The organism is Streptomyces sp. NPDC057302 (assembly GCF_042667685.1).
GTDB lineage: Bacteria > Actinomycetota > Actinomycetes > Streptomycetales > Streptomycetaceae > Streptomyces.
On record NZ_JBHUZJ010000005.1, the window covers coordinates 59,208 to 79,788 of the forward strand.

The following is a 20,581-nucleotide window of genomic DNA, read 5'->3' on the forward strand; positions in this document are numbered from 1 at the left end:
CGACGTGCCGCCCGACACCCTTCGCGGTCTCACCTGACACCGGATGTCAGCCTTTTCCGCCATCCTTGGCCACGTGAAATCCGACCGGCTGCTCTCGATCCTGCTGCTGCTCCAGACCCGCGGGCAGGTCCCCGCCCATGAACTCGCCGACCGCCTCGAAGTCTCCGTACGCACCATCTACCGCGACATCGAGGCGCTCTCCACCTCCGGTGTCCCGGTGTACGCCGAGCGCGGGCGGCACGGGGGCATCGCGCTGCTGCCCGGGTTCCGTACGGACGTCACGGGGCTCACGGCGGACGAGTCGCGGGCCCTGTTCGTCCTGGCCGCCCAGGGCGCGCACGCCGCGCTCGGGCTCGGTGACGCGATCGGCTCCGCGCTGCGCAAGGTCATGGCGGCGCTGCCCGAACCGCACCGGCCCGCCGCCGAGTTGGCGAGCCGGCGCATCCTCGTCGACTCGGCGCGCTGGATGCCGGGGCCGCGCGGAACGGATCCGGTCGCCGTCGACCTCGACGTACTGCAGGACGCCGTCTTCTCCGACCGGCGGCTGAGCCTGCGCTACCGGCACAGCGGCGACGCGGAGCCGAGCACGTACACGGTGGATCCCTACGGCCTCGTCTCCAAGGCGGGCGTCTGGTATCTGGTCGCCGACCAGCGTGGCGCCCCGCGGCTCTTCCGCGCCGACCGCGTACAGGGGGCGACCCTCACGGAGCTGGCCGTGCGGCGCAGGCCCGGTGTCGAACTCGCCGACGTCTGGGGCGTCCTGAAGCGTCAGGTCGAGGACCGTCCGGTCGGCGTCGACGTGACGGCCCGGGTCTCGCGCGACCGGTTCGCCCAGTTCCTGCGCCTCAAGGGGCAGTTCCTGAGCGGGCCTCCCGAAGACGACGGGGAGAGCGAGTGGATCACCGTCCGCCTCGGGTTCGGTGTCGTCGGCGACGCCCGCACGCTGCTCCCGTTCGCGGCGAGCGTGGAGGTGCTCTCGCCGCCCGAGGTCCGCGCCGAGCTGGCGTACGCCGCCGCAGCGGTCACCGGTCTGTACGCAGGAAGCGGCTCAGCTCCCCGGTGAGCTCGGCGGGCGCGTCCTCCTGTACGAGATGTCCCGCGCCCTCGATCAGACGCAGCTCGGCGCCGGGGATCAGCCCGGCGAGCTCGTGGCCGCGCTCCACCGGGATCCAGGTGTCGTCCGTGCCCCAGCAGATGAGGACGGGGAGGTCCAACTCGCCGTACCTGCCCTGGATCTCGTCCGTGTACCGCTGGTCGTTCTGCTCGATCTGCCGGTAGAACGCCGGCCTGCCCTCCTGCGTGCACCAGGGCTCGACCAGGCGGTCGAGCACCGCCGGGTGCAGGCCGCGGTGGCTCGCCGAACCGACGTACTCGCGCACCAGTGCCTCGTGCAGCGCGGGCGGCAGCTGGGCGAAGACGTCGGCGTGCGCGCCCAGCAGGCGGTAGGTGGGGGAGCCCCAGGGGGCGAGGGCCACCGGGTCGACGAGGGCGAGGCGTGCGTAGCGGGCGCCGTGCAGGAGATGGGCGCGCAGGGCGACGCAGCCGCCGAAGTCGTGGGCCACGACGGCGGGTTCGTCCAGGCCCCAGTGCGCGAGCAGCTCGGTGAGGACGCGGGCCTGCGCGGCCAGGCTCACGTCCTGCCCGGGGCGCATCTCCGACGTCCCGTAGCCGGGGAGGTCCCCTACGTGGACACGGTGCTCGCGGGAGAGCGCGCTGGCCACGCCCCGCCAGACGTACGAGGAGAAAGGCGTGCCGTGGACGAGTACGACGGGGGGTGCGTCCTTGGGGCCGATGGCGGTCCAGCGGACGGTGCCGGTCGGCCCCGCGAAGGTCTGGTCGAGGATCCAGTCGCGATCGGTCGTCATGACCGTAAGGCTAATAGCTCCTTACGGTCGGCGTCGAGACCCGCAGCCGACGGCGCGTGCCGCCTCCCGGGTCATTGCCGTCTTCACCCCCCCCCGGGTCACTGCTCGTCCAGCCAGTGGCGCCGCCCGAGCGACACCAGGCGCAGCTGCCTGCGCGCACTGGCCGCCACCCGCTCCTCGGTGCCGGGCGCCGCCTCCAGGAGCGCGGACGCGGTCATCACCATGTGGTCGACGTACATCCTGGCCAGCATCAGGAGATCGTCCTCGTCCCAGCCCGCCGACTCCGGCTCCTGGGCGAACTGGTCTTTCACCTCCTGCGCGAACAGGCCGAGTTGATCGCCTATCGCGGACCGCACGGCCTGTACGCCGCCGTGCTGCTCGCGGGCGATGAAGCGGACGTGGGCGGGGTGCGTCCGTACATAGGCGACGATCAACTCGACCGTGGCCGCGATGCGTTCCTCGCCGTCGCCGGTCTCCGCGAGGAGGGCGGCGAGCGTGGTGTGCAGGCTGCTCAGCGCCGCCTCGACCAGGGTCACGCCCAGGTCGGCCATGTCGCGGAAGTGCCGGTAGAAGGCGGTGGGGGCCACGCCCACGGCGCGGGTGACCTCGCGCAGGCCCAGGCTGTTCAGGCTCTGCTCCTCGAGCAGCTGGAGGGCCGCGTCGAGAAGTGCCTGCCGGGTTTTCTGCTTCTGTGCCTGCCGGACGCCGAGAGTGTGACTCATGCCATGCAGTTAACAACTGTTCTCCGAGATTGAAAAGCCGGAGAGGCGGTACTCTCTAAGTCAGTGAACAGGTGTTACCACAAGCGTTCACCGAAACCCTCACACGAGAGGTGTCCCATGCTGTTTCTCGTCGCCGCACTTCTGCTGCTCGGTGTCGCCCTGGGCTCCGTGGCCCACGCGCCGATCTCCGTCTCCCTCGTCGCCGCCGCCGTCATCGGCGTCTGGCTCGTGGTGTTCACGATCCGCGAGCGGCACGGGCGCCGTCACTCCTGAGCCTGAGCGCGCCACCGTCCTTCCGTGATCGATCCGTACGGCCTCTGAAAGGAGTCGCACCATGGGACTCAGCACCCTCGCCCCGAAGTCCAGGACCACCACTTCCTCCACCGCCTCTGCCGGCGCGTCTTCCAGCGCTTCTTCCGCCGCCCCCGTCCCCACCGGCCGGCGTGACACCGACGGCATGGCCGTCGCCTCGTTCGTCCTCGGCCTGCTCGGGCTGCTCGTCCTGAACCTCTTCCTCGGCCCGATCGCGATCGTCCTCGCGGGCATCGCGCTCCTGCGCGGGACCGGCCGGAAGGGTCGCGCGATGCTCGGCCTCGGGCTCGGTGTGGCCGATCTCGTCGTCCTCGCCGTACTGATGTCCATGGACAACACCGTGTCGTGGGGTCTCGCGGGCTGACACCGCTTGGACGCGGGGCCCGCCGAGGCTCGTAGAATCGTGTCCACCATGGCCTACCTCGACCACGCAGCGACCACTCCGATGCTCCCGGAGGCGATCGCGGCGATGACCGCCCAGCTCGCCGTCACCGGCAACGCCTCCTCACTGCACGCCGCGGGACGCAGGGCGCGACGCACCGTCGAGGAGGCCCGCGAGACGCTCGCCGAGTCGCTCGGCGCGCGCCCCAGCGAGACCGTCTTCACCGCGGGCGGCACGGAGGCCGACAACCTCGCCGTGAAGGGCTTGTACTGGGCGCGGCGCGACGCCGACCCCGTGCGGACCAGAGTCCTCTCCAGCCCCGTCGAGCACCACGCCGTCCTCGACGCCGTGCACTGGCTCGGCGAGCACGAAGGCGCCACCGTCGAGTACCTCCCCGTCGACTCCTACGGCCGCGTGCACCCCGAAGCGCTGCGCGAGGCGATCGAGCGCAACCCCGACGACGTCGCCCTCGCCACCGTCATGTGGGCCAACAACGAGATCGGCACCCTCCAGCCGATCCGTGAACTGGCCGACGTCGCGGGGGAGTTCGACATCCCGCTGCACGCCGACGCGGTGCAGGCCTTCGGTCAGGTGCCCGTCGACTTCGGCGCTTCCGGGCTCGCCGCGATGACCTTGTCCGGCCACAAGATCGGCGGTCCGTACGGCATCGGGGCGCTGCTCCTGGGCCGTGAGTACAGCCCCGTGCCCGTCCTGCACGGCGGCGGGCAGGAGCGTCATGTGCGCTCCGGGACGCTCGACGTGCCCGCGATCGCCGCGTTCGCCGTGGCGGGGAAGCATGCCGCCGGGCAGCGCGAGTGGTTCGCCCGTGAGATCGGGGCGCTGCGGGACGATCTGGTCTCCGCCGTGCGCGAGGCGGTTCCCGGCGCGATCCTGGGGGGAGACCCGGTCGACCGGTTGCCCGCGAACGCCCACTTCACCTTCCCGGGGTGCGAGGGGGACTCCCTTCTGCTGCTGCTCGACGCCCAGGGCATCGAGTGCTCCACCGGTTCGGCCTGTACGGCGGGCGTGGCCCAGCCGAGCCACGTCCTGCTCGCCACCGGGACCGACCCTGACCTGGCCCGCGGCACCCTGCGCTTCTCCTTCGGGCACACCTCGACCAAGGCGGACGTGGCGGCGGTGGCGCAGGCGATCGGCCCGGCGGTGGAACGGGCGCGGTCGGCGGGGCTGAGCTGAGCCGGGCCCCACGTTGGTCCCGGTTTGCTCCGGTAAGTGACGTAGGTAACGCCGGACTGGGTTGATCGCGACCGGAGTTGGTGCCGGTTTCGGCCGCTATCGGGCGGACAGGCGCGGCAGCGGGTCACGAGGCCCACAGCCCGCCGATCTATGCTTGCCGCTCGCGAGTCCGCTCCGCGCGTTCGGGGCTGCACGACAACCCCCTCATGGAGTTCACATTGAAGGCGAACCTCCGCTCTCGCATCGCCGCGCGGCTCGGGCGCATATATCTCTCCAGGATCCAGAAGAACGGGATCAGCGCCTCCGCCATCTCGCGGCTTCCCGAGCCCCTGCTCGCGCCGATGCGCCGCGACGGGCTCGACCCCGTGGCCCGGCTCACCGAGCACCAGGCGGAGCAGCCGATCTCCAAGGTGCCGCTGCCGTTCGGCATGGACGCCTGGGTGGTCACCGGCTACGACGAGGTGAAGGCCGTCCTCGGCGCCACCGGAGGCTTCAGCAACGACTTCACGAACCTCGCGGGCAACGCCGGAGTGGTCGAGGACCACAACCCCGGTGGCCTCGGCTTCAGCGACCCCCCGGTCCACACGCATCTGCGCCGCATCCTCACGCCCGAGTTCACGATGCGCAGGCTGCGCCGCCTCACGCCCCGCATCGAGGCCATCGTCGAGGACCGGCTCGACGCGATGGAGGCCACCGAAGGGCCCGTCGACCTCGTCCAGGCCTTCGCGCTCCCCATACCCTCGCTGACGATCTGCGAGCTCCTCGGCGTGCCGTACGAGGACCGCCACGACTTCCAGCAGCTGGCCATGGAGCGCTTCGACCTCTTCGCCGGAGCCACCGCTCCCTTCGGGGCCATATCCGCCTCGCTCTCCTACTTCCGGGACGTCGTCAAGAAGCAGCGCGAGAACCCGGGCGACGGACTGCTCGGCATGATCGTGAAGGAACACGGTGACACCGTCGACGACGAGGAGCTCGCCGGTCTCGCCGACGGCATCCTCACCGGCGGCTTCGAGACGACCGCGAGCATGGTGGCCCTCGGCTCCCTGCTGCTCCTCCAGGACCCCGAGACCGCCGCGCGGCTGCGCGAGGACGACGCGGCGGCCGCCCTCTTCGTCGAGGAAGCCCTGCGCTACCTCACCGTCGTGCAGGTGGCCTTCCCGCGGTTCGCCCGCGAGGACATCGAGATAGCCGGGGTGCTCATCCCCAAGGGCGACCTGGTCCTCTGCTCCCTGAGCGGCGGCAACCGCGACGCCAAGTACACCCCCGACGGCGGCGGCTTCGACCCCCACCGCAAGGCCTCGGGCCACCTCGCCTTCGGCTACGGCATCCACCGCTGCATCGGCGCCGAACTGGCCCGCATGGAGCTGCGCGCCGCCTATCCCGCCCTCGTGAAGCGCTTCCCCGACATGCGGCTCGCGGTCGCCCCCGAGGAGCTCGCCTTCCGCAAGCTGTCCATCGTGTACGGGGTGGAGTCGCTGCCGGTGCATCTGCGCTAGCGGCGGCGGGGCTCAGCGGAGGGCGGCGCGGGCCTTGCGCACCAGCCGTATGTACCGGTCCCAGTCCCAGTGCGGCCCGGGATCGGTGTGATCCGTGCCCGGCACCTCCACGTGCCCGATGATGTGCTTGCGGTCCACCGGGATGTCGTACCGCTCACATATGCCCGCGGTGAGCCGCGCCGACGACTTGTACATGGCATCGGTGAACGAGGACTTCTGGTCCACGAAGCCCTCGTGCTCGATGCCGATGCTCCGCTCGTTGTAGCTCTTGTTCCCCGCGTGGAACGCCACGTCGAGCTCGCGGATCATCTGGGCGACGTGCCCGTCCTTGCGCACCACGTAGTGCGCCGCCGCGCCGTGCGCGGGGTCCTTGAACACCCGCAGCGCCGTCGCGTACCCGCCCTGCACGACGTGGATGACGACCATGTCGATCCCGTAGTCGTCGGGGCGGTCGGCGCGGCGCCAGTTGTAGTCCGACGCGGCGACCCACTGCGCGCCCCGGGCGTCGACCTCGCCCTCCTTGCGCTTCTTGACGACGCCGGGCAGCCGCCACCACAGGCGGCCCAGCTGGTCGGAGGCGAGCGCGGCCGTGCCGACGGCCGCCGCCGCGCCGCCGACCAGGAGAGTCCGCCGGTTGACGCCTCGGCGCCCCCGATCCTGCCCCGCCGTCGTGTCCTGTTCTTCCCCCATGTGATCGTCAACGCTTACTCACGGGCGGCTGGTTCCCGCGGGCCCGTACCCTGTTAGAGCTATGACTGAGAACCGGACCCCGCAGCGCCCCCGCCCCCTTCGCGTCCTCGCCGCCATGTCGGGCGGCGTGGACTCCGCCGTCGCCGCCGCGCGCGCCGCCGCAGCAGGGCACGACGTGACCGGAGTGCACCTGGCACTCTCGGCGAACCCGCAATCGTTCCGCACGGGCGCGCGAGGCTGTTGCACCATCGAGGACTCCCGCGACGCGCGCCGCGCCGCGGACGTCATCGGCATCCCCTTCTACGTCTGGGACCTGGCCGAGCGCTTCCGCGAGGACGTGGTCGAGGACTTCATCGCCGAGTACGAGGCGGGGCGCACCCCGAACCCGTGCCTCCGCTGCAACGAGAAGATCAAGTTCGCGGCGCTCCTGGACAAGGCGCTCGCGCTGGGCTTCGACGCGGTCGTCACCGGTCACTACGCCACGGTCGTGGTGAACGACGACGGCACGCGTGAGCTGCACCGCGCCTCGGACATGGCCAAGGACCAGAGCTACGTCCTGGGGGTCCTGGACGACCGCCAGCTCGCCCACGCGATGTTCCCCCTCGGTGACACGCTCACCACCAAGGAGGAGATCCGCGCGGAGGCCGAGGAGCGCGGCCTGGCCGTCGCCAAGAAGCCCGACAGCCACGACATCTGCTTCATCGCGGACGGCGACACCCAGGGCTTCCTGGCGGACCGCCTCGGCAAGGCGGAGGGCGACATCGTCGACGCCGAGGGCAACAAGCTGGGCACCCACGAGGGCGCCTTCGGCTACACCATCGGCCAGCGCAAGGGCCTGCGGATCGGCACCCCGGCCCCCGACGGCAAGCCGCGCTACGTCCTGGACATCTCCCCGGTGAACAACACCGTGACGGTCGGCCCGGTGGCCGACCTCGACGTCTCGGGCCTGACGGCGATCAAGCCCCGCTGGTGCGGAGCGGCCCCCTCGGGCCCCGGCACGTACACCGCGCAGCTGCGGGCGCACGGCGGCGAGACGACGGTGCGCGCGGAGCTGGTCGACGGCTCGGAGCTGCGGGTCTCCTTCGACGAGCCCGTACGCGGCGTGGCCCCCGGCCAGGCGATCGTGCTCTACGACGGCACGCGCGTGGTCGGCTCGGCGACGATCGCGACGACGGAGAGGGCCACGGCGGCGGTCTAACCCCTCGCGCCCGGCCTCACACCGCTTCCACTTCGTAGAAGCAGAAGTGGTCCTTGATCTGCGCCACCCCGTCCTTGGGCTCCGGGTACGCCCACACCCCGTCCTTGCCGTTCTCGGCGCCGGGCAGCGACCAGTAGGACGCCGTTCCCTTGAACGGGCAGTACGTGGTCGTGTCCGAGGGGGTCAGGAGATCGGTGCGTACGTCCTGCGGGGGGAGGTAGTAGCGCACCGGGCAGCCCGTCTCGCGCAGGAGCAGCGGGCGGCTGCTCTCGGCCACGGTCTGCCCTTCGCGCACCACCCGTACGTGCTCCGTGCCCTGTTCGATGGTGATCTTGTGTCCTGCTGTCACCGTGGTCTCCTTCGGTCGGCGGTCGCGTTCCCACCAGTCTGGGCCGGATCGTACGGTGAGGCCATGAACATCTGTGTCTTCCTCTCCGCCGCCGACCTTCCCGAGCGCTACACCCGCCCCGCGCGCGAGTTCGCCGAGCTGCTCGGCAAGGGCGGTCACACGCTGGTGTGGGGCGGTTCGGAGAGCGGTCTGATGAAGGTCGTCGCCGATGGGGTGCACGCGGCGGGCGGGGGGCTCGTCGGGGTCTCCGTGGACTTCCTCGCCGCCAAGGCCAGGGAGGTCTCCGCGCCCGACGAGATGGTGATCGCGCGCGACCTCGCCGAGCGCAAGGCGCTGCTCCTGGAGAAGTCCGACGCGATCGTGATCATGGTGGGCGGGACGGGCACCCTGGACGAGGCCACCGAGATCCTCGAGCTGAAGAAGCACGGCAAGCACACCAAGCCGGTGGTCCTGCTCAACTCGGCGGGCTTCTACGACGGGTTGAAGGAGCAGTTCCAGCGCATGGACGACGAAGGATTCCTGCCGGTGCCGCTGACCGGTCTCGTCTTCTTCGCCGAGGAGCCGGTCGGCGCCCTCGCCTACCTGGAGGAGAGCATGGGCGCGCGCTGAGGCGTACCCGCCGGGGTGCGACGATGGGCGCATGGCAACACATGTGATCACCGGGGCCGGCTCCGGCATCGGCGCGGCCGTCGCGCGCCGTCTCCACGCACGCGGCGACGCCCTCGTACTGCACGCGCGGGACGCGGGCCGGGCGAAGGAACTGGCCGCGCAGTTCCCCGGGGCGGACACGCTCGTGGGCGACCTCTCCGACCCGGACAAGCTCTCCTGGGCGTTCGGCCACCAGTCGCTGCCCGACCGGGTGGACTCCCTGCTCCACATCGCGGGCGTCGTCGACCTGGGCCGCGTCGGTGACCTCACCCCGAAGTCCTGGCGCCACCAGCTCAACGTCAACCTCATCGCCCCCGCCGAGCTGACCCGCCACTTCCTGCCCCAATTGCGCGTGGCCCAGGGGCACGTGGTCTTCGTCAACTCGGGCGCCGGCCTGAGCGCGAGCCCCGAGTGGTCCGCCTACGCCGCCTCCAAGCACGGCCTCAAGGCCCTGGCCGACTCCCTGCGGGGCGAGGAGCACGCGAACGGCGTCCGCGTCACCTCCGTCTACCCGGGCCGCACGGCGAGCGCCATGCAGGCCAAGGTGCATCAGCAGGAGGGCAAGGAGTACGACCCCTCCCGCTTCATCGACCCGGAGTCGGTCGCCACGACGATCCTGATGGCCGTCGACCTGCCGCGCGACGCCGAGGTCAACGACCTGACGGTGCGGCCCGGACGGTGAGCGCGTTTCGTTGGGGCCCGGCCACCGGCATCGGGTCCATGCCGGGCGGCGACGCCCGGGAGACCGCCAAGACCGTCACCGGCAGCGTCGAGGAGTTCCCGTACCTGGCGGAGCTTCCCGCGCGCGGACCCGGCGCCGACATGATCGGCCGGACCGCCGGAATGCTGGTCGAGCTCTACGCGCGCGTGGAGCCCAGCGGCTGGCGGATCGGCGACCGGCCGGGACGCGACACGCGCCGCGCCAAGGCGTGGCTCGGCGAGGACCTGGACGCCCTGGAGGAGTTCACCCAGGGGTACGAAGGCCCCGTCAAGGTCCAGGCCGTCGGGCCCTGGACCCTCGCGGCAGCCCTGGAGCTGAGGAACGGCGAGTCCGTGCTGTCCGACCCCGGCGCCTGCCGTGACCTGGCCGGATCCCTCGCCGAAGGCCTGCGCGACCACCTCGCGGACGTACGCCGCCGGATCCCCGGCGCCCAGATCGTGCTCCAGCTCGACGAGCCCTCGCTCGTCGCCGTGCTGCGCGGGCACATCAAGACAGCCAGCGAGTACCGCACCCACCGCGCCGTGGACCGCCAGCTCGTGGAGAGCACCCTGCGGGACGTCCTGGGCGTCCACGACGGGCAGGGCGTCGTGCACTCGTGCGCGCCCGACGTGCCGTTCGCGCTCCTGCGCCGAGCGGGAGCGGACGCGATCTCCTTCGACTTCTCGCTGCTCACCGAGCGTGACGACGAGGCGATCGGCGAGGCGGTCGAGGGAGGCACGAAGCTCTTCGTCGGTGTCGTACCGGGCGTGGACGGCCCATTGTCAGACCCTGCCGGTAGCGTCATGGGTGTCAGGACGCTGTGGCGCAGGCTGGGGCTGAATCCGGGTTCTCTCGCGGAGTCGGTCGTGGTCACTCCGTCGTGCGGGCTCGCGGGGGCTTCCCCCGCGTACGCACGCGCGGTGCTCGCCCACTGCGTCCGGGCAGCGAGATCACTCGCGGACAACCCTGAGTAATTGGGTATGACGTAACGGGAGGACGAAACGGTGGCTGTCGAACAGCAAGGCTCTGTGCCCGCCGAGGCACGGGATCAGCACGCCCAGCTGGCCGAACAGATCGAGGAGCACCGCTTCCGGTACTACGTGAACGACCAACCGGTCGTCAGCGACGCCGAGTTCGACAAGCTCCTTCGCTCGCTCGAGGCCCTGGAAGACCAGTATTCCGAGCTGCGCACGCCCGACTCGCCCACCCAGAAGGTCTCCGGGGCGTACGAGACCGAGTTCACCTCGGTCCAGCACCGCGAGCGCATGCTCTCCCTGGACAACGCCTTCGACGACGAGGAGCTGGCCGCCTGGGCCGACCGCGTCGGCAAGGAGGTCGGCACCACCGACCACCACTTCCTGTGCGAGCTGAAGATCGACGGCCTCGCGGTGAACCTCACGTACGAGGACGGCAAGCTCACCCGCGCGGCCACTCGTGGCGACGGCCGCACCGGTGAGGACATCACTCCGAACGTCCGCACCATCGGCGACATCCCGGACCGGCTCAAGGGCGACAACATCCCCGCCCTCGTCGAGATCCGCGGCGAGGTCTTCTTCCCCATGGAGAAGTTCGAGGAGCTGAACGCCCGTCTGGTGGAGGCGGGCGACAAGCCCTTCGCCAACCCGCGCAACGCGGCGGCGGGTTCACTGCGCCAGAAGGACCCGCGCGTCACCGCCACGCGCCCGCTGCACATGGTGGTGCACGGCATCGGCGCCCGCGAGGGCTTCGACATCGACTGCCTGAGCCACGCCTATCAGCTGCTGCACGACTGGGGCCTGCCCACCGCCCAGCACAACAAGGTGGTCCAAGGGCTCGACGGCGTACGGGAGTTCATCACGTACTTCGGCGAGAACCGTCACTCCGTGGCGCACGAGATCGACGGCGTCGTCGTGAAGCTGGACGAGATCCCGCTCCAGGGCCGCCTCGGCTCGACCTCCCGGGCCCCGCGCTGGGCGATCGCCTGGAAGTACGCGCCCGAGGAGGTCAACACCAAGCTGGTCAACATCCGGGTGGGCGTCGGCCGCACCGGCCGCGTCACTCCGTACGCCCAGGTGGAGCCCGTGACCGTCGCGGGATCCGAGGTCGAGTTCGCCACCCTGCACAACCAGGACGTGGTGAAGAAGAAGGGCGTCTTCATCGGGGACACGGTCGTCCTGCGCAAGGCGGGCGACGTCATCCCGGAGATCCTCGGCCCCGTCGTCGACCTGCGCGACGGCACCGAGCGTGAGTTCGTGATGCCCTCCGAGTGCCCCGAGTGCGGGACGGCGCTGCGGGCGATGAAGGAGGCCGACATCGACCTCCGCTGCCCCAACGCCCAGTTGTGCCCCGCCCAGTTGCGCGAGCGCCTCTTCTACCTCGCGGGCCGCAAGAGCCTGGACATCGAGAACTTCGGGTATGTGGCGGCCGCCGCGCTCACCAAGCCCCTTGAGCCGTCCGAGCCGCCGATCCTGGACGAGGGCGACATCTTCGACCTCACCATCGAGCGCCTCCTGCCGATCAAGGCGTACGTACTGGATCAGGACAGCGGCCTGCCCAAGCGGGACCCGAATACCGGCGAGGAGAAGATCGCCACGGTCTTCGCCAACCAGCAGGGCGAGGCGAAGAAGAACGCCCTGTCCATGCTGGAGAACATCGCGGCGGCCAAGGAGCGCCCGCTCGCGCGCATCATCACGGGCCTCTCCATCCGCCACGTCGGCCCGGTCGCCGCGGAGGCGCTCGCCCGCGAGTTCCGGTCCGTCGAGCGCATCGAGCAGGCCACGGAGAAGGAGCTGGCCGCCGTAGAGGGCGTGGGCCCGACCATCGCCGCCTCCCTGAAGCAGTGGTTCGAGGAGGAGTGGCACCGGGAGATCCTGCGCAAGTGGCGCGCGGCCGGGGTCCGCATGGAGGAAGAAGGCGGGGGAGAGGACGAGGGGCCGCGACCGCTCGAAGGCCTCACCATCGTCGTGACAGGAACGCTCGAGAACCACACGAGGGATGGCGCAAAAGATGCGCTGCAGAGCCGGGGAGCAAAGGTCACCGGTTCCGTTTCCAAGAAGACGGCCTTCGTGGTCGTGGGCGACAATCCGGGGTCCAAGTACGACAAGGCGATGCAGCTGAAGGTTCCGGTTCTCAACGAGGAAGGCTTCGCCGTCCTGTTGGAACAGGGACCGGACGCGGCGACGGAATTCGCGCTTCCGACCGAGGAGTAGCGGTTGAAGGCCACCCGTTCAGCGCATACCAGAGGCATACGGGTGGCCGGGTCGCATTCGGGCAACCGTAGTGGACCGCTGCCCGTAGAAGCCTCCTGCGGCCTACTGTTGAGGTGTGCGCCTGCCGTGCTCCGGTGCGATTGGGGTACCCCCTGCTCACCGGGAGCAAGGGGAAGGAGTTTCAGACGCGGCTGACTGCTGGACCGAGCCCGCGTGGCGTGGGCACCGCCGGCTGTGAGAGGGACGGGAATGGAACCGACCGAGAGCGCCGCACCGGAATCCCGGCTGCGCGCGCGCCTGCGGCGCGGACCGTGCGCGTGGCTCAGCGAAGGCAGAGCGGCACGGGAGGCACGCGAAGCCGAGAGCGCGCGCCCAGCCGCCCCGAGCACGGCAGTTGAGCGCCGCGAACGCGCATGGAGCACCGTCGGCGGGTACGGCACGCAGGAACTGGGCGTGGGCGAGGCCTCGGGCGGCAGGGACGCGGGTCCCTGCTCCCTCACGACCGGGACCGAAGGCCGCCGCAGGCCGCTGTGGCGCGGCGCCGAGGCGCACGGCCCGGACGATGCCGCCGGCGAGCGCGACCCCTGGCCGGTGCTTCCGGTTGCCGTCGTGGCGGTCGCCGCCGTGGTGCTCGCCACGGGCTTCTTCTACGCGTTCACCGGACGCAGCACGCTGTTTCCCTCCGGCACGGTCGGCTGGTGCCTCGCCGTCCTGACGGGCCTCATCGTGGGCCACCTCGTCGCGCTCGGCCGTGACCGCTGGTGGGGCGGCACCGGATCGGGCGGCGCCCTCACCGTCGCCGTCCTCCTGCTGTACGGCTGGGTGCCCGCCGGGATGGTCAGCCTCACCGTCGTCGTCCTGGTCGGCATCGCGCGCCGCCACCGCTGGCGCCAGGGCGTCCTGCACGGCGCGGTCGACATCCTCGGCATCGGCACGGGCGCGCTCGCCATGGCCGCGTTCGGCACGGCGCCCTCGCCGCAGTCGCCCTGGCTGCCCGAGACCTGGGACCTGTACTCGGCCCCCGAAGTGGTGCTCGCCGCCCTCGCCTACCTCGTCGTCACCCGCGTCCTGCTCTGGTACGTGCACGCGCCGCGCACCGGCGCCCTCCCCACGGTCACCCGAACGGCCCTGGTCCGCCAGGGTCTCGTCGGCGTCGCGCTGCTCGGCATCGCCCCGCTGATCTGTGTGGTCGCGGCCTCGACGCCCATCCTCCTGCCGCTCTTCGCCATCCCCCTCGTCGCGCTCGACTCGACGCTGTGGATAGCGCGCGCCAGGGCCGAGGAGCAGCTGCGCGACCCGCTCACCGGCCTGCCCAACCGCCAGTGGCTCCTCGAACGGACCTGGACGGCACTGGACGACGCCGAGCGGATCGGGGCCCGGTCCGCCTTAATGCTGATCGACATGGACCGTTTTCGATCGGTGAACGACACCCTTGGACATCTCGCCGGTGACCGTCTGCTCCTGCAGATCGCCGACCGGCTGAGGCTCGCCCTGCCGCGCGGTGCGGAGGCCGCACGGCTGGGCGGTGACGAGTTCGCCGTCCTGCTGCCGATCGCCGACTCCACGACGTCCGCCACCCGCGTGGCACGGTCGCTGGTGGCCGCCCTCGGCTCACCCCTCGACCTCGACGGCCTCTCGCTGGTCCTGGAGGCCAGCGCCGGGCTCGCCGTCTTCCCCGACCACGCGATGGACGCGGAAGGCCTGCTGCGGCGGGCCGACGTCGCGATGTACCAGGCCAAGCGGGACCGCACGGGCGTCGAGGTGTACGAGTCCAAGCGCGACTCCAACACCCCCGACCGCCTGGGCCTGCTGGGCGATCTGCGCCGGGCGCTCGACGCGGGCGACGTCGAGCTCCACTACCAGCCGAAGGTCCAGTTCGACGGCCACGTCGCGGGCCTCGAGGCGCTGGTCCGGTGGGTGCATCCCGAGCGCGGCAAGGTGCCGCCGGACGAGTTCATCGCCATAGCCGAGTCCTCCGGCCTCATGCCGCACCTGACGGAGTACGTCCTGGAGACGGCGCTCGCCCAGGTGGCCAAGTGGCAGGCGATGGGCCTCACGGTCCCCGTCGCGGTGAACGTGTCGCCGCGTGACGTGCACACCCCCGGCTTCGCGGGTGCGGTCGCGGCGCGCCTCGCACGGCACGGGGTCCCGCCGGGGGCACTGCAGCTGGAGATAACGGAGCACGTGCTCCTGGAGGATCCGCAGCGGGCCGCCGACACCCTGGCGAGTCTGACCGGCCACGGGGTCAAGATGTCGCTCGACGACTTCGGCACGGGGTACTCCTCGCTCGTGCACCTGCGGCGGCTCCCGGTGAGCGAGCTGAAGATCGACCGGTCGTTCGTGGCGAGGCTGGCCATCGACAACGAGGACGCGGAGATCGTCCGCTGCACGGTCGACCTCGCCCACTCCCTGGGGCTTCTCGTCGTCGCGGAGGGCGTCGAGGACGACGAGACGTGGGAGCGGCTGCGCGACCTGGGGTGCGACGCCGTACAGGGATGGCTCGTCGCGGCGGCGATGCCGCCGGACGAGGCGACCGCCTGGCTGCGGGCGCGTGGGCCCCGCGGGTGGCGCAGGCCGGTCGATGTGGCCGCCGAGGAGGCGGCCGCCGCGGCGGAAGCCGACGCCGGGGCCGACATCGCGAAGTAGCGGCCCAGGCCCGCGGGGAGCGGGCCGGGCCCCCGCCGAGGCAATCCGTTTCACGTGCACGGGGTGCGGCCCCATAGGATTGGGCCACAAACCACACACTCACCCCCAGAGGATCGCCGCATGCCTGGCATTACGCGCGAGGAGGTCGCCCACCTCGCCCGCCTAGCACGTCTTGAGCTGAAGGACGAAGAGCTCGACCACTTCGCCGGACAGCTCGACGACATCATCGGCGCGGTCGCCCGCGTCTCCGAGGTCGCCGACCAAGACGTACCGCCGACCTCCCACCCGCTGCCGCTGACGAACGTCATGCGCGCGGACGAGGTCCGTCCGTCGCTCACCCCCGAGCAGGCGCTCTCCGGAGCCCCGGCACAAGAGCAGCAGCGTTTCAAGGTGCCGCAGATCCTGGGGGAGGACTAACCCACCATGACGGACAGCAAGATCGACATCATCAGGCTCACCGCCGCCGAGATCGCCTCCAAGATCGCCTCCGGCGAGCTCACGGCCGTCGAGGTCACCGAGGCCCACCTCGCCCGCATCGAGGCCGTCGACGAGAAGGTGCACGCCTTCCTGCACGTCGACCGTGAGGGCGCGCTCGCGCAGGCCCGCGCCGTCGACGCCAAGCGGGAGAAGGGCGAGAAGCTCGGCCCGCTGGCCGGCGTGCCCCTCGCGCTCAAGGACATCTTCACCACCGAGGGCATCCCGACCACGGTCGGCTCCAAGATCCTCGAGGGTTGGATCCCGCCGTACGACGCGACCGTCACGCGCAAGCTGAAGGAAGCCGACGTCGTCATCCTCGGCAAGACCAACATGGACGAGTTCGCCATGGGGTCCTCCACCGAGAACAGCGCGTACGGCCCCACCGGCAACCCGTGGGACCTCACCCGCATCCCCGGCGGCTCGGGCGGCGGCTCCAGCGCCGCGCTCGCCTCGTACGAGGCGCCCCTCGCCATCGGCACCGACACCGGCGGCTCCATCCGCCAGCCCGCGGCCGTCACCGGCACGGTCGGCGTCAAGCCCACCTACGGCGGCGTCTCCCGCTACGGCATGGTGGCGTTCTCGTCCTCCCTCGACCAGGGCGGCCCCTGCGCCCGCACGGTCCTGGACGCCGCGCTCCTGCACGAGGTCATCGGCGGCCACGACGAGCTCGACTCGACGTCCATCGACGCCCCGGTCCCCTCGGTCGTCGAGGCGGCCCGCAACGGCTCCGTACAGGGCATGCGCGTCGGCGTCGTCAAGCAGTTCGCGGGCGAGGGCTACCAGGCGGGTGTCGTCCAGCGCTTCCAGGAGTCGGTCGCCCTGCTCAAGGAGCTCGGTGCCGAGATCGTCGAGCTGGACTGCCCGTCCTTCGACCTGGCGCTCTCCGCGTACTACCTGATCGCGCCCTCCGAGTGCTCGTCGAACCTCGCGCGCTTCGACGCCATGCGTTACGGCCTGCGGGTCGGCGACGACGGCACGAAGTCCGCCGAGGACGTCACCGCGCTGACCCGCGAGGCCGGCTTCGGCGACGAGGTCAAGCGCCGCGTCATCCTGGGCACGTACGCGCTGAGCTCCGGCTACTACGACGCGTACTACGGAAGCGCCCAGAAGGTCCGCACCCTGATCACGAAGGACTTCGAGAAGGCCTTCGAGCAGGTCGACGTGATCGTCTCGCCCGCGACGCCCACCACCGCCTTCCCGATCGGCGAGCGCGCCGACGACCCGATGGCGATGTACCTCGCGGACGTGTGCACCATCCCGTCGAACATGGCGGGCAACGCCGCCATGTCGCTGCCCTGCGGCCTCGCGCCGGAGGACGGCCTGCCCGTCGGGCTGCAGATCATCGCCCCGGCCATGAAGGACGACCGCCTTTACAAGGTCGGCGCTGCCGTAGAGGCCGCCTTCGTGGAAAGGTGGGGTCACCCGCTGCTAGAGGAGGCACCGTCACTGTGAGTCCCATGACTGCCAAGGCCAAGGGCTTCAAGAAGTCCAAGCCCGGCGCGTACCTGTCGATCGCCTCGACCGCCTTCGGCGCGGTCTCCGTCGTCAAGCAGGCCCGCACGGCCCGCAAGGACAACGACACGCTCCGGCTCATCGACGCCGCTGTCTCCGCCGCCGCCATCGTCACCGGTCTTGCTCTGCTCTATCGCGAGCTGAAGAAGCTCGGCGACGACGACGTCCTGCTGGGTTGAGAGGGAAAGTTTCACCGTGACTGTCACGACTGACCTGGTGTCGTACGAGGATGCCCTCGCGACGTACGACCCCGTCATGGGCCTTGAGGTCCATGTCGAGCTGGGCACCAAGACGAAGATGTTCTGCGGCTGCTCCACCGAGCTCAAGCAGGACGCCAACAGCCAGACCTGCCCGACCTGTCTCGGACTGCCCGGCGCGCTGCCGGTGGTCAACGAGATCGGCGTCGAGTCCGCCATCAAGATCGGTCTCGCGCTGAACTGCGAGATCGCCGAGTGGTGCCGCTTCGCCCGGAAGAACTACTTCTATCCGGACATGCCGAAGAACTTCCAGACCTCTCAGTACGACGAGCCGATCGCCTTCAACGGCTATCTGGACGTCCAGCTGGAGGACGGCGAGGTCTTCCGCGTGGAGATCGAGCGCGCCCACATGGAGGAGGACACCGGCAAGTCCACGCACGTGGGCGGCGCGACGGGCCGTATCCACGGCGCTTCGCACTCGCTCCTGGACTACAACCGCGCCGGTATCCCGCTCATCGAGATCGTCACCAAGCCGATCGAGGGCGCGGGCGAGCGGGCTCCCGAGGTCGCCAAGGCGTACGTCGCCGAGCTGCGCGAGGTCATCAAGGCCCTGGACGTGTCCGAGGCCCGGATGGACAAGGGCCAGATGCGCTGCGACGTGAACCTCTCGCTGCGCCCGCACGGGCGCGAGGAGTTCGGTACGCGCTCGGAGACGAAGAACGTCAACTCGCTCCGTTCCGTGGAGCGTGCGGCGCGCTTCGAGATCCAGCGCCACGCGGCCGTCCTGAACGGCGGCGGCACGATCCTCCAGGAGACCCGTCACTTCCACGAGGAGGACGGCTCCACGACGTCGGGCCGCATCAAGGACAACGCCGAGGACTACCGGTACTTCCCGGAGCCCGACCTCGTCCCCGTCGCCCCGGCCCGTACGTGGGTCGAGGAGCTGCGTGCCGGTCTCCCCGAGATGCCGCGCGTGCGCCGCAACCGCCTCCGCGAGGAGTGGGGCGTCTCGGAGCACGACATGCAGTCGATGCTGAACGCGGGCGCCGTCGACCCGATCGTCGCCACCATCGAGGCGGGCGCCGACCCGGCTGCCGCGCGCAAGTGGTGGATGGGTGAACTGGCCCGCGGGGCCAACGAGTCGGGCAAGGCCCTCGACGAGCTCCCGGTCACGCCGGTGCAGGTCGCGCGGGTCGCCGAGCTCGTCGCCAAGGGTGACCTGAACGACAAGCTGGCCCGCCAGGTCTTCGTCGGCGTCCTGGCCGGCGAAGGCACGCCGGACGAGGTCGTCGAGAAGCGCGGCCTGAAGGTCGTCTCGGACGAGGGCGCCCTGACGACCGCCGTGGACGAGGCGATCGCGGGCAACCCCGCCATCGCCGACAAGATCCGCAGCGGCAAGGTCGCCGCGGCGGGCGCGCTGGTCGGCGCGGTCATGAAGGCCACCCGGGGCCAGGCCGACGCGGCCCGCGTCAAGGAACTGATCCTGGAGAAGCTGGGCGTGGAGGGCTAGCCGCCGCGCTGGCCTGGAGCAGTGTCCCGGCTGTAGCCGGGGTGCTTACCGAACCGCCCGCTCCGCGGCGGATTTTTCCCGCCCACCCACCTGATTGCCCCGAGTCGTCGGGCGGGTGGGCGGGGAAGAACCGCGTGCCGCGTGCCGCACCGCGCTCCGTCCCACGCTGGGCGCATCCGTCCCGTCGAGCCACCGCCCCACCCGGGCCACGGAGCGTCCCCCCTGAACACCGTCACCGCCGAGATCCTCTCCGTCGGTCTGCTGCTCGCCGTGCTCGCGTTCGCCGTCGCACGGCCCAAGAAGTGGCCGGAGGCCGCCGCCGCGTTGCCCGCCGCCGGGCTCGTCGTGGCGCTCGGGGCCGTCTCGCCGGACCACGCGCTCGCCGAGGTCCAGAGCCTGCTGCCCGTGGTCGGGTTCCTCGCCGCCGTGCTCGTGCTCGCTCAACTCTGCGCCGACGACGGGCTTTTCGCCGCCGCGGGGGATCTCGTCGCCCGGCTCTGCGGGGGCCGGACCAAGGCACTGCTCGGCGGGGTCTTCGGCGTGGCTGCCGCGATCACCGCCGTGCTGAGTCTGGACGCCACGGTCGTCCTGCTCACCCCGGTGGTCTTCGCCACCGCGGCCCGCGTCGGGGCACGGCCAAGGCCGCACGTCTACGCCACCGCCCACCTGGCCAACTCGGCGTCGCTCCTGCTGCCTGTCTCCAACCTCACCAACCTCCTCGCCCTCACCGCCAGCGGTCTCACCTTCACGCGGTTCGCGCTGCTCATGGCGGTGCCGTGGCTGGTCGCCATCGGGATCGAGTACGTGGCCTTCCGGCGGTACTTCGCCGCCGATCTGGCCGCGGGCGCCCTGGAGCCCAAGGAGACCGAGCCGACCCCCGTCCCGGTGTTCACGCTGGCCGTCCTCGGCCTCACGCTCGCCGGGTTCGTCGTGACCTCGTTCGCGGGCCTGGAGCCCCTGTGGGCCGCCCTCGCCGGGGCTGCGGTGCTCGCGGGCCGTGCGCTGCTGCGAAAGCGTACGACCGCCCCCAGACTCGTCCGCTCCGCGAGCCCGCTGTTCTGCCTGTTCGTGCTCGCGCTCGGCGTCGTCGTCAAGGCGGTCGTCGACAACGGCCTCGGCTCCGGCATCGAGTGGCTCCTGCCGGACGGCGCCTCGCTGCCCGCGCTGCTCGCCGTGGCGGCCGTCGCCGCCGTACTCGCCAACCTGATCAACAACCTGCCCGCGATCCTCGCGCTGCTTCCCGCCGTCGCGCCCGCGGGCCCCGGCCCCGTCCTCGCCGCGCTGATCGGCGTCAACATCGGCCCGAACCTGACCTACGTCGGCTCGCTCGCCACGCTCCTGTGGCGCCGCATCCTGCACGACCACGGCACGGACGCCGACCTGCGGACCTTCACCGTGCTCGGCGTCCTGACCGTTCCGGCCACGCTCGCGGCATCGACCGTGGCCCTCTGGGCAGGGCTGCTGATCGGCTCCTGAGCCGCGGCCGTGCACGCCC

Annotated in this window: 20 protein-coding genes; 16 read left to right on the plus strand and 4 right to left on the minus strand. The window is 71.1% G+C overall.

Features of this window, described 5'->3' with window-relative positions:
• Positions 1–73 precede the first annotated feature (73 nt).
• Positions 74–1,063, plus strand: a complete 990-nt coding sequence (locus ACFUPX_RS05820; protein ID WP_383316597.1) for a helix-turn-helix transcriptional regulator — start codon at positions 74–76, stop codon at positions 1,061–1,063.
• On the opposite strand, the gene ACFUPX_RS05825 is transcribed toward ACFUPX_RS05820, so the two are convergent.
• Together ACFUPX_RS05825 and ACFUPX_RS05830 are read right to left on the minus strand one after the other, a co-directional pair.
• Positions 1,023–1,865 (minus strand): alpha/beta fold hydrolase, encoded by an 843-nt coding sequence (locus tag ACFUPX_RS05825; RefSeq protein ID WP_383316599.1) that lies wholly within the window; start codon positions 1,863–1,865, stop codon positions 1,023–1,025. The two genes, ACFUPX_RS05820 and ACFUPX_RS05825, sit on opposite strands and share 41 nt — an antisense overlap.
• 98 nt (positions 1,866–1,963) lie before the next feature.
• Positions 1,964–2,587: a TetR family transcriptional regulator gene (locus ACFUPX_RS05830; protein ID WP_383316602.1), complete on the minus strand. Its 624-nt coding sequence runs from the start codon at positions 2,585–2,587 to the stop codon at positions 1,964–1,966.
• 117 nt (positions 2,588–2,704) lie between these two features.
• On the opposite strand from ACFUPX_RS05830, the gene ACFUPX_RS05835 reads away from it, so the two are divergent.
• The 4 genes from ACFUPX_RS05835 (at position 2,705) to ACFUPX_RS05850 (ending at position 5,971) form a co-directional block, all read left to right on the plus strand.
• On the plus strand, positions 2,705–2,860 hold the full coding sequence (locus tag ACFUPX_RS05835) for a hypothetical protein (RefSeq protein WP_383316605.1): 156 nt from the start codon (positions 2,705–2,707) through the stop codon (positions 2,858–2,860).
• A gap of 61 nt (positions 2,861–2,921) precedes the next feature.
• Positions 2,922–3,263 carry a DUF4190 domain-containing protein gene (locus ACFUPX_RS05840; protein WP_383316608.1) on the plus strand — a complete coding sequence of 114 codons (342 nt, stop codon included), beginning with the start codon at positions 2,922–2,924 and terminating at the stop codon, positions 3,261–3,263.
• A gap of 48 nt (positions 3,264–3,311) precedes the next feature.
• Positions 3,312–4,475: a cysteine desulfurase family protein gene (locus ACFUPX_RS05845; RefSeq protein WP_383316611.1), complete on the plus strand. Its 1,164-nt coding sequence runs from the start codon at positions 3,312–3,314 to the stop codon at positions 4,473–4,475.
• Positions 4,476–4,681: 206 nt separating this feature from the next.
• Positions 4,682–5,971 carry a cytochrome P450 gene (locus tag ACFUPX_RS05850; protein WP_383316615.1) on the plus strand — a complete coding sequence of 430 codons (1,290 nt, stop codon included), beginning with the start codon at positions 4,682–4,684 and terminating at the stop codon, positions 5,969–5,971.
• A 12-nt stretch (positions 5,972–5,983) separates the two neighbouring features.
• Here ACFUPX_RS05850 and ACFUPX_RS05855 read toward each other — a convergent pair whose 3' ends face one another.
• The gene (locus ACFUPX_RS05855) at positions 5,984–6,661 is read right to left on the minus strand and encodes an N-acetylmuramoyl-L-alanine amidase (protein WP_383316618.1); all 678 of its coding nucleotides are present in this window, start codon (positions 6,659–6,661) and stop codon (positions 5,984–5,986) included.
• Between the two features lie 61 nt (positions 6,662–6,722).
• Here ACFUPX_RS05855 and mnmA point away from each other — a divergent pair, with 61 nt between their 5' ends.
• On the plus strand, positions 6,723–7,859 hold the full coding sequence (gene mnmA, locus ACFUPX_RS05860) for a tRNA 2-thiouridine(34) synthase MnmA (protein WP_383316621.1): 1,137 nt from the start codon (positions 6,723–6,725) through the stop codon (positions 7,857–7,859).
• A gap of 16 nt (positions 7,860–7,875) precedes the next feature.
• On the opposite strand, the gene ACFUPX_RS05865 is transcribed toward mnmA, so the two are convergent.
• A complete protein-coding gene (locus tag ACFUPX_RS05865; RefSeq protein WP_383316624.1) occupies positions 7,876–8,208 on the minus strand; it encodes a DUF427 domain-containing protein in 333 nt (110 codons plus the stop codon).
• Positions 8,209–8,271: 63 nt separating this feature from the next.
• Between ACFUPX_RS05865 and ACFUPX_RS05870 the strand changes: the two genes are divergently transcribed.
• The 10 genes from ACFUPX_RS05870 to ACFUPX_RS05915 all read left to right on the plus strand — a co-directional run bounded on the left by ACFUPX_RS05870 (position 8,272) and on the right by ACFUPX_RS05915 (position 20,562).
• Positions 8,272–8,817, plus strand: a complete 546-nt coding sequence (locus ACFUPX_RS05870; protein WP_383316627.1) for a TIGR00730 family Rossman fold protein — start codon at positions 8,272–8,274, stop codon at positions 8,815–8,817.
• A gap of 31 nt (positions 8,818–8,848) precedes the next feature.
• Positions 8,849–9,538: an SDR family oxidoreductase gene (locus ACFUPX_RS05875; RefSeq protein ID WP_383316630.1), complete on the plus strand. Its 690-nt coding sequence runs from the start codon at positions 8,849–8,851 to the stop codon at positions 9,536–9,538.
• Entirely contained in the window at positions 9,535–10,530 is a 996-nt protein-coding gene (locus ACFUPX_RS05880) for a methionine synthase (protein WP_383316633.1), read from the plus strand. Before ACFUPX_RS05875 ends, ACFUPX_RS05880 begins: the two co-directional genes overlap by 4 nt.
• Before the next feature lie 30 nt (positions 10,531–10,560).
• Complete coding sequence (gene ligA / locus ACFUPX_RS05885; protein WP_383316636.1) at positions 10,561–12,744, plus strand: NAD-dependent DNA ligase LigA; 2,184 nt, start codon at positions 10,561–10,563, stop codon at positions 12,742–12,744.
• A 249-nt stretch (positions 12,745–12,993) separates the two neighbouring features.
• On the plus strand, positions 12,994–15,390 hold the full coding sequence (locus ACFUPX_RS05890; RefSeq protein ID WP_383316640.1) for a putative bifunctional diguanylate cyclase/phosphodiesterase: 2,397 nt from the start codon (positions 12,994–12,996) through the stop codon (positions 15,388–15,390).
• A gap of 120 nt (positions 15,391–15,510) precedes the next feature.
• Positions 15,511–15,807, plus strand: coding sequence for an Asp-tRNA(Asn)/Glu-tRNA(Gln) amidotransferase subunit GatC (gene gatC, locus ACFUPX_RS05895; RefSeq protein WP_016642027.1), 297 nt, complete (start codon positions 15,511–15,513; stop codon positions 15,805–15,807).
• Positions 15,808–15,813: 6 nt separating this feature from the next.
• Complete coding sequence (gene gatA, locus ACFUPX_RS05900) at positions 15,814–17,319, plus strand: Asp-tRNA(Asn)/Glu-tRNA(Gln) amidotransferase subunit GatA (RefSeq protein ID WP_383316644.1); 1,506 nt, start codon at positions 15,814–15,816, stop codon at positions 17,317–17,319.
• A gap of 5 nt (positions 17,320–17,324) precedes the next feature.
• Positions 17,325–17,558, plus strand: a complete 234-nt coding sequence (locus tag ACFUPX_RS05905; RefSeq protein WP_383316648.1) for a hypothetical protein — start codon at positions 17,325–17,327, stop codon at positions 17,556–17,558.
• A 16-nt stretch (positions 17,559–17,574) separates the two neighbouring features.
• Positions 17,575–19,086 carry an Asp-tRNA(Asn)/Glu-tRNA(Gln) amidotransferase subunit GatB gene (gene gatB / locus ACFUPX_RS05910; RefSeq protein WP_383316651.1) on the plus strand — a complete coding sequence of 504 codons (1,512 nt, stop codon included), beginning with the start codon at positions 17,575–17,577 and terminating at the stop codon, positions 19,084–19,086.
• Between the two features lie 243 nt (positions 19,087–19,329).
• Positions 19,330–20,562 (plus strand): SLC13 family permease, encoded by a 1,233-nt coding sequence (locus ACFUPX_RS05915; RefSeq protein WP_383317001.1) that lies wholly within the window; start codon positions 19,330–19,332, stop codon positions 20,560–20,562.
• Positions 20,563–20,581 lie beyond the last annotated feature (19 nt).

Bases quoted from the DNA above. Each gene is read 5' to 3' on its own strand.
- ACFUPX_RS05825 (WP_383316599.1), bottom strand. From the start codon at position 1,865: ATGACGACCGATCGCGACTGGATCCTCGACCAGACCTTCGCGGGGCCG.
- ACFUPX_RS05830 (WP_383316602.1), bottom strand. From the start codon at position 2,587: ATGAGTCACACTCTCGGCGTCCGGCAGGCACAGAAGCAGAAAACCCGG.
- ACFUPX_RS05835 (WP_383316605.1), top strand. From the start codon at position 2,705: ATGCTGTTTCTCGTCGCCGCACTTCTGCTGCTCGGTGTCGCCCTGGGC.
- ACFUPX_RS05840 (WP_383316608.1), top strand. From the start codon at position 2,922: ATGGGACTCAGCACCCTCGCCCCGAAGTCCAGGACCACCACTTCCTCC.
- ACFUPX_RS05845 (WP_383316611.1), top strand. From the start codon at position 3,312: ATGGCCTACCTCGACCACGCAGCGACCACTCCGATGCTCCCGGAGGCG.
- ACFUPX_RS05850 (WP_383316615.1), top strand. From the start codon at position 4,682: ATGGAGTTCACATTGAAGGCGAACCTCCGCTCTCGCATCGCCGCGCGG.
- ACFUPX_RS05855 (WP_383316618.1), bottom strand. From the start codon at position 6,661: ATGGGGGAAGAACAGGACACGACGGCGGGGCAGGATCGGGGGCGCCGA.
- mnmA (WP_383316621.1), top strand. From the start codon at position 6,723: ATGACTGAGAACCGGACCCCGCAGCGCCCCCGCCCCCTTCGCGTCCTC.
- ACFUPX_RS05870 (WP_383316627.1), top strand. From the start codon at position 8,272: ATGAACATCTGTGTCTTCCTCTCCGCCGCCGACCTTCCCGAGCGCTAC.
- ACFUPX_RS05875 (WP_383316630.1), top strand. From the start codon at position 8,849: ATGGCAACACATGTGATCACCGGGGCCGGCTCCGGCATCGGCGCGGCC.
- ACFUPX_RS05890 (WP_383316640.1), top strand. From the start codon at position 12,994: ATGGAACCGACCGAGAGCGCCGCACCGGAATCCCGGCTGCGCGCGCGC.
- gatC (WP_016642027.1), top strand. From the start codon at position 15,511: ATGCCTGGCATTACGCGCGAGGAGGTCGCCCACCTCGCCCGCCTAGCA.
- gatA (WP_383316644.1), top strand. From the start codon at position 15,814: ATGACGGACAGCAAGATCGACATCATCAGGCTCACCGCCGCCGAGATC.
- ACFUPX_RS05905 (WP_383316648.1), top strand. From the start codon at position 17,325: ATGACTGCCAAGGCCAAGGGCTTCAAGAAGTCCAAGCCCGGCGCGTAC.